The sequence below is a fragment of the Nocardia sp. Tas62D01 genome (assembly GCF_055232035.1).
Map to the genome: position 1 here is coordinate 2,753,365 of NZ_JBUYUZ010000001.1, position 12,456 is coordinate 2,765,820.

9 protein-coding genes and 1 pseudogene are annotated in these 12,456 nt (G+C 65.7%); 4 read left to right on the top strand and 6 right to left on the bottom strand.

The window, feature by feature from the left end:
• The first annotated feature begins 40 nt into the window (after positions 1-40).
• A complete protein-coding gene (locus tag ACV7NQ_RS13515; RefSeq protein WP_463359957.1) occupies positions 41-1,093 on the top strand; it encodes an NAD(P)-dependent alcohol dehydrogenase in 1,053 nt (350 codons plus the stop codon).
• A 62-nt stretch (positions 1,094-1,155) separates the two neighbouring features.
• On the top strand, positions 1,156-2,370 hold the full coding sequence (locus ACV7NQ_RS13520) for an AI-2E family transporter (protein ID WP_463359958.1): 1,215 nt from the start codon (positions 1,156-1,158) through the stop codon (positions 2,368-2,370).
• Positions 2,371-2,385: 15 nt separating this feature from the next.
• Here the strand turns inward: ACV7NQ_RS13520 and ACV7NQ_RS13525 are convergent, their stop codons facing one another.
• The 5 genes from ACV7NQ_RS13525 to aceA form a co-directional block, all read right to left on the bottom strand.
• Positions 2,386-2,526, bottom strand: coding sequence for a hypothetical protein (locus ACV7NQ_RS13525; RefSeq protein WP_463359959.1), 141 nt, complete (start codon positions 2,524-2,526; stop codon positions 2,386-2,388).
• A gap of 173 nt (positions 2,527-2,699) precedes the next feature.
• Positions 2,700-4,406 (bottom strand): DEAD/DEAH box helicase, encoded by a 1,707-nt coding sequence (locus ACV7NQ_RS13530; protein WP_463359960.1) that lies wholly within the window; start codon positions 4,404-4,406, stop codon positions 2,700-2,702.
• Between the two features lie 381 nt (positions 4,407-4,787).
• Positions 4,788-7,091: a 5-methyltetrahydropteroyltriglutamate--homocysteine S-methyltransferase gene (gene metE / locus ACV7NQ_RS13535; protein ID WP_463359961.1), complete on the bottom strand. Its 2,304-nt coding sequence runs from the start codon at positions 7,089-7,091 to the stop codon at positions 4,788-4,790.
• Between the two features lie 125 nt (positions 7,092-7,216).
• On the bottom strand, positions 7,217-8,089 hold the full coding sequence (locus tag ACV7NQ_RS13540; protein WP_463359962.1) for a 3-hydroxybutyryl-CoA dehydrogenase: 873 nt from the start codon (positions 8,087-8,089) through the stop codon (positions 7,217-7,219).
• A 375-nt stretch (positions 8,090-8,464) separates the two neighbouring features.
• Complete coding sequence (gene aceA / locus ACV7NQ_RS13545) at positions 8,465-9,748, bottom strand: isocitrate lyase (protein ID WP_463359963.1); 1,284 nt, start codon at positions 9,746-9,748, stop codon at positions 8,465-8,467.
• A gap of 1,164 nt (positions 9,749-10,912) precedes the next feature.
• On the opposite strand from aceA, the pseudogene ACV7NQ_RS13550 reads away from it, so the two are divergent.
• Positions 10,913-11,095: pseudogene (locus ACV7NQ_RS13550) on the top strand (hypothetical protein); the annotation flags it as partial.
• 91 nt (positions 11,096-11,186) lie between these two features.
• On the opposite strand, the gene ACV7NQ_RS13555 reads toward ACV7NQ_RS13550, so the two are convergent.
• Positions 11,187-11,699 (bottom strand): DinB family protein, encoded by a 513-nt coding sequence (locus ACV7NQ_RS13555; RefSeq protein WP_463359964.1) that lies wholly within the window; start codon positions 11,697-11,699, stop codon positions 11,187-11,189.
• A 272-nt stretch (positions 11,700-11,971) separates the two neighbouring features.
• On the opposite strand from ACV7NQ_RS13555, the gene ACV7NQ_RS13560 reads away from it, so the two are divergent.
• Positions 11,972-12,175, top strand: a complete 204-nt coding sequence (locus ACV7NQ_RS13560) for a GFA family protein (RefSeq protein WP_463359965.1) — start codon at positions 11,972-11,974, stop codon at positions 12,173-12,175.
• Positions 12,176-12,456 lie beyond the last annotated feature (281 nt).

The following is a 12,456-nucleotide window of genomic DNA, read 5'->3' on the forward strand; positions in this document are numbered from 1 at the left end:
GCGTTTGCAAACCCACGCATGCGCCGGTAGGCATGTACGCATGAGCACAGCTGCTGCCTACGCCATGCCCGCGCCGGATGGCGCCTTCGAGAAGGTCACCATCGAGCGCCGTGCGCTGGGGCCGCGCGATGTGCTGATCGACGTCCAATACGCGGGTATCTGCCACTCCGACATCCACACCGCGCGCGACGAGTGGGACGGCACGAGTTATCCGTGCGTGCCCGGGCACGAGATCGCGGGCATTGTCGCCGCGGTCGGTTCGACGGTGACCAAACACAAGGTCGGGGACCGGGTCGGCGTCGGCTGCATGGTCGATTCCTGCGGCGTCTGCGGACCCTGCCTGGCCGATGAGGAACAGTACTGCGCCAACGGCGCCACGTTTACCTACAACACCCCTGTCGATGAGGCCATCCAGCCCGGCGGCTACACGATGGGCGGCTACTCGACCCAGGTCGTGGTGACCGAGAACTTCGTGCTGTCGATCCCGGAGGGCATCGGACTGGATGTCGCGGCGCCACTGCTGTGCGCGGGCATCACGCTGTTCTCGCCGCTGCGGCACTGGCAGGCGGGACCGGGCAAGCAGGTCGCGGTCATCGGCATGGGTGGCCTCGGGCATATCGGGGTGAAGATCGCCGCGGCGATGGGCGCGGAGGTCACCGTGCTCAGCCATTCGCTGAGCAAGCAGGACGACGGCACGCGCTACGGCGCCCACCACTACTACGCGACCAGCGACAAGCAGACCTTCAAGGCCCTGCAAAGCCGGTTCGATCTCATCATCAACACGGTCTCGGCGGACCTGCCGATGGACGACTACCTGCGACTGCTTGCGGTGGACGGCACCCTGGTACAGCTGGGTCTGCCGGAGAACCCGACGAGCGTCAAGGCTTTCAACCTCGCCGCCTACCGTCGTTCGCTGTCGGGCTCGATGATCGGCGGTATCGCGCAGACCCAGGAGATGCTGGACTTCTGCGCCGAACACGGCATCGGCGCCGAGATCGAGCTGATCTCCGCCGACGAGATCGACGGCGCCTACGACCGGGTGGTCGCCAGCGACGTGCGCTACCGCTTCGTCATCGACGCCTCCACGATCTGAGGGGTTGCCGACCCGCGCATGTCGACGGGCGAAACCGCGCGACACGTGGGTAGTTTGGCGTGATGTCCGACGACTCGCCGCCCGAGGATGTTCCGAAGTCCGCCAAGGAGGCGGTGCCGACCGCCGATGTGACGACAGCGCCGCCCCCGTGGTTGTTGCGCGCGTTTCTGCTCGCCGCGGCGACGGTGGCCGGACTGGTCGGCGGCTTCTGGGTGCTCATGCGGCTGCAGGGGCTGCTCACCGTGTTGCTGGTCTCGCTGTTCCTTGCCTTCGCCATCGAGCCCGCGGTCAATTGGCTCGCGGCTCGCGGCATGCGCCGCGGTCTGGCGACCGGGCTGGTTTTCCTCGGCCTGACCGTCGTCATCGTCGCCTTCGCCTGGACACTCGGCGCGCTGCTCGTCGACCAGGTCACCACCCTGGTCAAGAACGCGCCCAGCTATGCCGACAAGGCCGTCACCTGGGTCAACCACACCTTCAAGACCGACCTGTCCGGCACGGATATCGGGAGGATCGCCAAGGACCGCAGCTCCACCGTCGAGGGCTATCTGAACGGGTTGGTCGACAATGCGTGGGGCGTCGGCACCGCCGCAATCGGTGCGGTCTTCCAGGCCCTCGGCGTGCTGCTGTTCACCTACTATTTCGCCGCCGACGGGCCGCGTTTCCGCAACGCCGTCTGCTCACTGCTGCCGCCGCGCCGCCAGCGGCATGTGCTGCGCGCCTGGGATATCGCCGTGGAGAAGACCGGCGGCTATATCTATTCGCGCGGACTGCTCGCGCTCTGCTCCACCATCGCGCACTATGTGGCGCTGCGGGTGTTGGACGTGCCGTCGGCCATCGCGCTCGCGCTGTGGGTCGGTGTGGTCTCGCAGTTCATTCCGACCGTCGGCACGTATCTCGCGGGTGCGCTGCCGGTGATCGTCGCACTAGTGCACAGTCCGACGAGCGCCCTGTGGATTCTCGGCTTCATCATTATCTACCAGCAGTTCGAAAACTATGTCCTGCAACCGAGAATCACCGCGACCACGCTGGACATGCACCCCGCCGTCGCCTTCGGTGCGGTTCTGGCGGGTGCGGCGTTACTCGGTGCGACGGGCGCACTACTCGCTATACCGGTGACTGCGACGGTGCATGCCTTCTCGAGCGCCTACATCCGTCGCTACGAGGTCGAAACCGATAACGACACAACGGAACTCGATCCACCGCCGAAGAAGCGGCGGAACTGGACCAGGCAGCTGACCACACGATACAGCGGCAGCGGACAACCGCCGTCCGAATAGAGCTGACGCACAACACTATTGGCCGCGAGCCGCCCGCAATGCCTCGATCATAGCCAGCATCACCTTGCCCATCTTCGCTCGGCTGTGGTGCGCGGTGTCGTCGTCCCGAACGCGCTGCGCGGCAACCAGGAACCGACCGGGTTCGTGGCGCTCCACCGACGCCTGCATGCCCGCCGCAACCCGTTCGCCGGCCGGTCGTCCACATCGCGACGGAAGGCATACGCCGAACGGTCCCGTGGGCGGTTGCTCGACGGGGCCGTTCGGTTGTGCCAGAGGGTAATTCGTTCAGGTGGTCGACGCTCGGGCGCAGCGATGCCGGCTAACGGTGATCAGCGACGGCCGGTCCTGGTCGGGGCGGCTTGGTCGCGGGACGCGAAGCTACGTGTGTGCGACGAACCGGTGCGCGCGGGGCGGCCCTGGGTTCGGCTGCCCGCGGTATCGGCGCTACGCGGGACCGCAGCACCTGCGCCACGCCCGTTTCGGCTACCGGACTGGCCACCGGCCGCGCCACCATGCTCGGTATGAGCACGCGACGGACCACCGGTTGCGGCACCATGGCTGGCGCCACGACCACGTGACTGTCCGCTCCCGGCGGCACCGTGCGCCACCGAGTCGCCCGCGCCGCGCCCGTTCCGGTTACGCGACTGGCCACCGGCCTGCTCGGTGCGACTACGCGGCTGGCCACCACGTTCGTCCCGGCTGCGCGATTGCCCATCACGGCCGACCGGAGTGCTCACGCCACGACCACGCGACTGTCCGGCGCCATTCGCGGAGCCGCCGCGCGCATTCCTATTGCGCTGCTGCCCACCGGTATTCGACGACACGGGGTTGTAGGTCGGCACGACCAGCGGCGCGATCTCGCCGACCAGTTCGGTCACCGGCGCGGAATCCGCGGTCACGCGCTGCGGACTGACCTGGATGCCCGCCTTGCGCAGCAGTCCGGCGACGTCCCTGCGCTGCTCCGGCAATACGACGGTGACCACGTCACCGGCACTGCCCGCGCGGGCGGTCCGGCCGGAACGGTGCAGGTAGGCCTTGTGCTCGGCGGGCGGGTCCACGTGTACGACCAGCTCGACATCGTCGACGTGCACGCCTCGCGCGGCGATATCGGTCGCGACGAGCACGCGGGCGGTGCCATCGGTGAAGGCGGCCAGGTTGCGGTCACGGGCGACCTGCGACAGGTTGCCGTGCAGATCGGTCGCCGGAATCCCGGCGGTGGTCAGCTGCTTGGCGAGCTTGCGCGCCTGATGCTTGGTGCGCATGAACAGGATTCGACGGCCGCCGCCGGAAGCCAGGGTGCGCACGAGCGCGTTCTTGGCATCGACGCCGCCGACCTCGAAGACGTGATGGGTCATCGCGGCCACCGGCGAGTTGGCCTCGTCGACGGAGTGCGTCGCCGGGTTGCGCATGAATCGCTTCACGAGTTTGTCCACACCGTTGTCCAGGGTGGCGGAGAACAGCAGTCGCTGACCGGTCGGCTGCGTCGCCGCGAGGATCCGGGTGACCGAGGGCAGGAAGCCGAGGTCGGCCATGTGATCGGCCTCGTCGAGCACGGTGATCTGCACATCGTTCAGGTGCACGACGCGCTGGCGCATCAGATCTTCCAGCCGACCCGGACAGGCGACGACGATATCGACACCCGCGGCGAGCGCCCGGCTCTGCCGCTGCTGGGAAACGCCGCCGATGATCGTGGTCACCTGTAACCCACAGGCGATCGCCATGGGCTCCAGTGTCGCGGTGATCTGGGTCGCCAGTTCACGCGTCGGGGCGAGGATCAGACCGGTGGGACGGCCGGGCTTGCGTGTACCGCCGGCGAGCCGGTCGACCATGGGGATGGAGAAGGCCAGCGTCTTACCGCTGCCGGTCTTGCCGCGACCGAGCACGTCACGCCCGGCGAGTGCGTCGGGCAGGGTGGCGGCCTGGATCGGGAACGGCGCGGTGATGCCGCTCACCGTCAAGGCGTCGACCAGCTTCTTGCGCACGCCGAGCGCGGCGAACGAGGGAACAGTGGCAGAGCTCGAGGAACGGGTCGTCATAAGAAGTACGGGTGCCTTTCCGGCATCGGGTGTTGTACCGCAGCGGCGCGCAAGAATGGGGTGCCCATACCTGCGTTCGGTGTTATGACACCCAGCTGCGGGGCCGACGCGAAAGAGAAAGACATCCACGACGGACATGGGGCGAGCGTGCAAGATCAACACTCGCCGACTAGCAACCATAGCGCAGTTATGGGCCTTTCCGCGCCGGAGGCGTCGTAGGTCACTATTGGGATGGCGGTATGAGTGCTCGCCGGGCCGCCTCACCCCTCCGGAAAGCACCGTCCGCTGCGTCCGCGAATACATCGAGACCGCACTGCAACCCGCGGACGGATGCACAAAGGCCGCCTCCCCATCCATAGGGCAGGCGGCCTTCGATTTCGGCTATTCGGCCGCGGTCGCGCGCCGACGGACCCGGCGCGCTGCCGCGACCATATTGCGCAGCGACGGTTCCAGCTGCCAGTAGTGGCGAGTCTTCAACCCACCGTCCGGGTTCGCCCATAGTCGTTCCGGGGTGACGGCTTCGGCTGCGGCCGTGAGCAATTCGTCCAGCTCATCGATGTCCGGGATACGCGCCGAACGACTTTCGTAGACACCGGGGCCCAGACCGTGGCTGAGCCCTTGCCCGGAGGCACAGTCGTCCGCGAGCGCCTTGAGGACCCATTCGATGGATCGGGTGGCGACGATCGCGGTGACGTCTGCGTCCAATTGCTCGATCGCCTCGACCACCTCGGCGCGGCCGGAATAGTTGATGTGCGTGTGGATTTGGGTCTCCGGCCGCACACCGGAGGTGGCCAGCCGGAACGCGCCGACGGCCCAGCGGAGGTACTCCGCGCGACCGACGGGCCGCGGCGGCAGCATTTCGCGGACGGCGGGCTCGTCGACCTGGATGATCGAGATGCCGGCGCGCTCCAGGTCCACCACCTCGTCGCGGATCGCGAGAGCCACCTGGTCGGCGGTTTCGTGCAGCGGCTGGTCCTGACGGACGAACGAGCGCGCGATCATGGTGACCGGACCGGTGACCATGCCCTTGACCGGCTTGTCGGTCAGCGACTGGGCGTAGGTGATCCAGTCGACCGACATCGGCGCCGGGCGGGACACGTCGCCATAGATGATCGGCGGTCGGACACAACGGGATCCGTACACCTGCACCCAACCGAAGCGGGTGGTCGCGAAGCCGTCGAGCAGCTCGGCGAAGTACTGGATCATGTCGTTGCGCTCGTGCTCGCCGTGCACGAACACGTCGAGACCGATGTCTTCCTGCAGCCGGATCGTGGCCTCGATCTCGGCCTCGATCTTCTTGCGGTACTCGTCGTAGGACAGTCGCCCCTGGCCGAGGTCCTGGCGGGCCTGCCGGATCCTGGTGGTCTGCGGGAAGGAACCCAGCGTGGTCGCGGGGACCAGCGGCAGATTCAGCTTGCGCTGCTGGGCTTCTCGGCGCACCTCGTACGGCTCGCGCTCACGCATGTCGGGGGTGACCGCGTAAACCCGTTGCCGCACCGCGTGCTTCTGCTTGAAGTGCACCTCCGTCGGCCGCTTGCGCCATTTCTCCGACGGACCCTCGGTGAGCGCCTTGGCGAGCGAAACCACCTCGCCCACCTTCTGTTTCGCGAAGGCGAGGCGATCGGCGACATTCCCCTCGATGTCGTATTCGGCGAGCACGTCGTATGGCACGTGCAGCAGTGTGGTGCCGGTGGAGACGACAAGGTCGGGGCAGACCTTGGCCAACTCATTGAGGTAGGACAGGGTCACCACCTGATCCGCGCGCCACACATTGAGCCCGCTGATCACGCCCGCGTACAGACGCTTACGACGGATACCGGGAACCTTCGCGAGCTCCTCCGGATCCATCCGGAAGCTGGCCAGGTCCAGGCCGATGGCCTCGACATTGGTGCCGGCCAGGATGGTCAGCGCCTGGCCGAAGTCGCCGTACTGACCGGTGACCAACATGCGCGGACGCAGCGCCGACGTCGAAAGTCGTTGGTAGGCGGCCTCGAACGAGACCAGCTCGGCGGGACTGCGATCGGTGGTGAAGCAGGGCTCGTCCAGCTGCACACAGGTGGCGCCGCGCTTGGCGAGAATCTCGAACAGCTGCTCGTACACCGGAAGCAGCTTGTCCAGCAGGCTGAGAATATCGAATTCCGCCTCACCAGGGACGTGCCCAGCCTTGGACAGCAGCAGCAGCGACAGCGGGCCGAGCACCACCGGGCGCAGCTCGATGTCGCGCTCCTTGGCGCGATCGAATTCGTCGAGCAGCGCCTCGGGATGCAGTGAGAACTTGGTGGATTCGTCGAGCTCGGGCTGGCGGTAGTGGTAGGCGGTGCCGAAGAGGCGCACCAACTCCAGCGGCGGCAGGTCCGGCCGACCGCGCGCCATCAGGAAGTAGAAGTCCAGCGGATCCAGCTCGTCCTGTAGCGGCTTGAACCGGGTCGGCACCGCGCCGAAGAGCAGCGCGTTGTCGAGCACATGGTCGTAGAAGGAGAAGGTGTTGCCGGGTACCTGGGTGAGCCCGGTGGCGGCGAGCTCGTTGAACTGCTGCTCCTGGATATCGCGCCCGACCGCAAGCAGCTCGTCGCGGGAACCCCCACCGCGCCAATATGCCTCGAGGGCCCGCTTGAGTTCCCGGTGCGGCCCGATCCTCGGGTAGCCGAGGATGCTCGACCCGTAACCATCGGTGACGTTGACCATGCGCGGGATGCTCCCTTTCGATCATGCCGACAACGGCATCGGCCCGGTAAGACTCAGAAGCCGGGTTACCTTCGGCACCCGAGTCTTCGGGGCCGCGAACACGCAGCGCCGCAGGCGCTGCAAAATCAGGCCCTGTTGTATTGGTAGAAACCCGCGCCGGTCTTCTTGCCGAGCAGGCCCGCTTCGACCATGCGCATGAGCAGCGGCGGGGCCGAGTACAGCGGCTCCTTGAACTCTGCGTACATGGAGTCGGCGATCGACTTGACGGTGTCGAGGCCGACCAGGTCGGTCAGCGCCAGCGGGCCCATCGGGTGGGCGCAGCCGAGCACCATCGCCTTGTCGACGTCTTCCTTTGTGGCGAAGCCGGATTCGACCATCCGGATCGAGGAAAGCAGGTACGGCACCAGCAGCGCGTTTACCACGAAGCCGGAGCGGTCGGCCGAGCGCACGACCTGCTTGCCGAGCACGTCACCGGCGAATGCCTCGGCGCGCTTGGACACCGACTCGCTCGTCTTGAGCGTGGTGACCAGCTCGACCAGCGGCAGCACCGGAACCGGGTTGAAGAAGTGCATACCGACCACACGCTCGGGGTTCGCCGTGGCGACCGCGATCTTCATGATCGGGATGGAGGAGGTGTTGGAGGCCAGCACCGCGTCGGGGTCGGTGACGACCTTGTCGAGCTCGCTGAAAATCGAGGTCTTCACCTTCTCGTCCTCGAGCACCGCCTCGACCACCAGCTGGCGGTCGGCAAAGTCGCCGAGGTCGGAGGTGAACCGCAGCCGCCAAGCGGCCTGCTCGCGCTCCCGTTCGGTGATCTTGCCGCTGCTGACGCCACGATCGAGCGACCGCAGGATGCGGGAGCGGCCGGCGGCGGCTAGTTCCCGAGTCTGCTCGAAGACGAGCACGTCGATATGCGCGCGGGCGCACACCTCCGCGATTCCGGCACCCATCTGTCCGGCGCCGATAACACCGACGCGTTGAATCTTCTCGCTGCTCACGTCCCGCTCCTGCTGGTTGTCTGGCAATCGGGTGGCTTGTGGCGAAGGAGCGACGCGGTCCGCGGCGAGCCTTCGATGGTCCAAGGTATAGGGATATGCCCTCCCCGCCGAGGGCTGTTCGGCGGGGGAGGGCGGTACACCCCTACTGGAGTAGAGGGCTATAGGTATTCACGTCGGGAACCTCATTCCTTGTGCGAATCACGGTTGGTGACGTCGGATGCTTTCGCAACCCCGTACGGGGTGAGCTCGACGAACCCCCGTTCGCGGCCGGCTCGCTTCCGAGTACTCGAAGCGCATGCGCCGAAGGTGCGAGTCTCGAGTGCTCGGAAGCGAGCCTTGGGGGCCGCGGACACGCGGCGGAGGCGCCGCCATGTCTCAGTGGAACTGGCCCTCTTCGGTGGAGCCCTTCAGGGCGGCCGTCGATGTGTTCGGGTCCACGGTGGTGGCGATCAGGTCGAAGTAGCCGGCGCCGACCTCACGCTGGTGCTTGGTGGCGGTGTAACCGCGCTCCTCAGCGGCGAACTCGCGCTCCTGCAGCTCGACGTAGGCGGTCATGCCCTCGCGGGCGTAGCCGTAGGCCAGGTCGAACATGCCGTAGTTCAGCGAGTGGAAGCCGGCCAGGGTGATGAACTGGAACTTGAAGCCCATCGCGCCGAGCTCCTTCTGGAACTTCGCGATGGTGGCGTCGTCCAGGTGCGCCTTCCAGTTGAAGGACGGCGAGCAGTTGTAGGCCAGCAGCTGGTCCGGGAACTGGCTGCGCACTGACTCGGCGAACTGCTTGGCCACCTCGAGATCTGGCTTGCCGGTCTCCATCCAGATCAGGTCGGCGTAGGGGGCGTAGGCCTTGGCGCGGGCGATGCAGGGCTCGATGCCGTTCTTCACGCCGAAGAAGCCCTCGGCGGTGCGGGTGCCGTCGAGGAACGGCTTGTCGCGCTCGTCCACGTCGGTGGTGATCAGGGTGGCGGCCTCGGCATCGGTGCGGGCAATGATCACCGACGGCACGTCGGCGACATCGGACGCGAGACGCGCGGAGGTCATGGTGCGGATATGCTGCTGGGTCGGGATCAGCACCTTGCCACCGAGGTGGCCGCACTTCTTCTCCGAGGCGAGCTGGTCCTCCCAGTGCACGCCCGCGGCGCCGGCCGCGATCATGGCCTTCTGCAGCTCGTAGGCGTTCAGCGCGCCACCGAAGCCGGCCTCGGCGTCGGCGACGATCGGGGCGAGCCAGTTCTTGACCGAGGTGTCACCCTCGACCTTGGCGATCTCGTCGGCACGAAGCAGCGCGTTGTTGATGCGACGCACGACGGCCGGGACCGAGTTGGCCGGGTAGAGGCTCTGGTCCGGGTAGGTGTGGCCGGAGAGGTTCGCATCACCGGCGACCTGCCAACCCGACAGGTAGATGGCCTGGAGGCCGGCTCGCACCTGCTGCACGGCCATGTTGCCGGTGAGGGCGCCCAGGGAGTTGATGTAGTCCTCGTTGTTCACGAGATCCCAGAGGATCTCCGAACCGCGGCGGGCGAGAGTGGCCTCTTCGACGACGGTGCCCTGGAGCTTCGACACCTGCTCCGCAGTGTAGTGACGGGTGACGCCCTTCCAGCGGGGGTTGGTGTCCCAATCCTGCTGGATTTCCGCGGCGGTCTTCGGGGTGCCGGTGGTCATCTCTGACTCCACTTCCTCATTTGGTCGGGGTATGTCCCACGGTCGAGCGTGACTCGAACTGCTGGAGCGACAATTTGCAGACTTGCTAGGTCCATGGGGTGTACTTCCACACGATGACACACCAGGAAATAGCCGTCTACCTGTTGCTAATGTGAATCTCAGCTATGTTTCCGCAGGCCATTGCTAACTCTGCAAAATTCGCTGGCGAATTGCAGCGATGAAACCTACCAGCGGGTAGCTCTGACATGCGGTTTTAGCGTAACGCTCGTACTGTTAGCGATCTCCGGATGGTGCGCCGCCGACCCGGCCGAACATTCCTGGCTGTGAGCACCTTCACAGGGGCTCCAGCGGCCGCCGGCAGTGTGGGCTGCGCCACCTTCTAGTGGGATGCTGCTCGTGCCGTTGGGCAGACGGGGGCCGAATCCACTCTCGGACCCGCATCCAACTTCAACCGGGCAGGAGCAACTTCAGGACCAGCCCCATGGCGAGCAACTGCTCGAGCGGGGGCGGAGGGTTTGCCCAGCTTACCGGCGCCCCTCCCGCGTATGGCACATTCCATCACCTGAATGGTGACTGGCATTGGTTCTGCCTCGACAGTGATGGGTAGTGCCAGACCACCCCATCGGGGGATGGCGCTAGCTAACTAGTCCTAGTAGGACATGGGGCCTTGCACGGATTCTGTTGCGATGCCGAGCAGGACGGGGTTCCGGCAGAAACGGCGCGGAAAACAACAGATATGACGTAATCCCTTGGCTGGTAGGGGCTTACGGGCCGTGAGCGGTCTGGGTGAAGCTACACCCGCTGTTTTGGCCAGAGCCGGGCACCGTGCGCACGGTGCCCGACTACGTTGGCGCGCTGCGCCAACTTCGCGCCTCGGTGAACAAACCCTCGTACCGGGCGATTGCCGATCGCGCCCGAGTGGTGGGCCAATCGGAAGTTGTTTGGTGGGCTTGGGCTGGTCAAACACACCACCTTGCACGACCTGTTCCGGCCCGACCGTGTCGAACTACGGTGGGAGCCAGTATTCGCTTTCCTGAGCGGATGCGGCCTCGAAGACAGAGAAATCGAGTGCTGGGCGGCGCTTTTCCGTCGACTCGGATATCGACCGCGGCGGAGGTCGCTGCGGCAGCTGAAGCCGCACTCGCCGCCGCCGAACATTGATTCGTGATCGCCAACCTCGCCATCGCGGCCACCTTCATCACCGTCCTGGTCATCTGGGACCTGGTCGGACACCTCCCGCTCCCGCTGGGTGTGGCCGGACACGAAGGATCCACCGTGATCGTCGGACTCAACGGACTACGCCTGCTGCGGTCCGCAGCATGGCAGCGCGCACGAACAGCGCGATAGCGAGCACCCAAATAGACCATTTCACAGATGATTTGATTCGTCTGGCAGCTACTGGGTCATCGCCACGACTGGGCGCAGTGGATAGGTCTGTCTATTCGCCGGTACGCCCGTCGATCCGCTCGCGGAGCAAATCGGCGTGCCCGTTGTGGCGGGCGTACTCCTCGATCATGTGTGTCAGGATCCATCGCAGCGTGTAGCTGGATCCGGTCGGGCGGTGCACGCCAACCTCGTCCAGCGATTCGCACGCGTCCACAATCTCACGGGACCGATCACATTCGCTGCGCCACAGCCGCATCGATTCCTCGGCGTCCGCGTCGGTGACCTCGAAATCGGTGTCCTCACTGGGATCTTCGCGCCAATACTCCGCAGGTGCGTGTGCACCGGCGAAGATACGAGCGAACCATGTGCGTTCGACGTCGGTCATGTGGCGGGCGATGCCGAGCAGCGATAACGCCGAGGGCGGGACAGCTTGTTGCCGAAGTTGTTCAGCAGTGAGCCCCGAGCACTTCCAAGCCAAGGTCTCCCGCTGATACTGGAGGAAGCTGGTGAGCGTCTCGCGCTCACCAGCGATTCGTGGTGGTTCTACCCGCTGGCTTAGCTCCATTCGGCCATGATGCCGGGACATCCAACGCACCGCATTCGGCATTACAGTGCGTTGGCCAGACACGCCCAGAGGGAAGGACGCGACTGGGGGGCGTCAGATTTCCGCGATACCAGGCGATCTCGGCCCCGCCGACCGACGTGATAGTTCCGATGACCGACGTCGGGATTCACCAGCGTGGCAGAGTGTGCTCGCGCCTGCTCGGTGCCCGGTGGGGGGCGAAGGGCTGTTCGAGGCCGAACGTCGGCGTCGTAGTCCACGCGTGCGGGCATCGGATGGACGAGAAGCCCTACTTATTCGCGCATGGTGCCCAACAAGCAAGGAGTCAAGTGAACGGCGGCTGTCTCTGCGGCAACACCCGGTATCAGGCGTCGGGAAATCTGACTTTTCCACATATTTGTTCTTGCCCTCATTGTCAGAAATTGTCCGGTGGACCGGTCATGTCATGGGTCGACTTCCCTCGCGACGGGTTCGAGTAGATCGGACCCGGCGGTGAACCGGTCTGGTACAACACCTTCCCCGATTCCCAGCGTGGCTTCTGCGGTACCTGCGGGAGTCCTGTCGCCGCCCAGATTAGTGCCCCCACCTACTTCGAGGACGGCACTGGACCTGGCAGGAATGTCGACAACATGTCCGCGACGTCCACCGAATCGTTCACAGTCGCAGCGTAATAGCGATTCGCGTTCTTCGCGGATGTTGGGGCTGTTGTCAGTCTCGCGTCGATCGACATGGACGTTGGTCCGATTTCAATGTGCGTTTG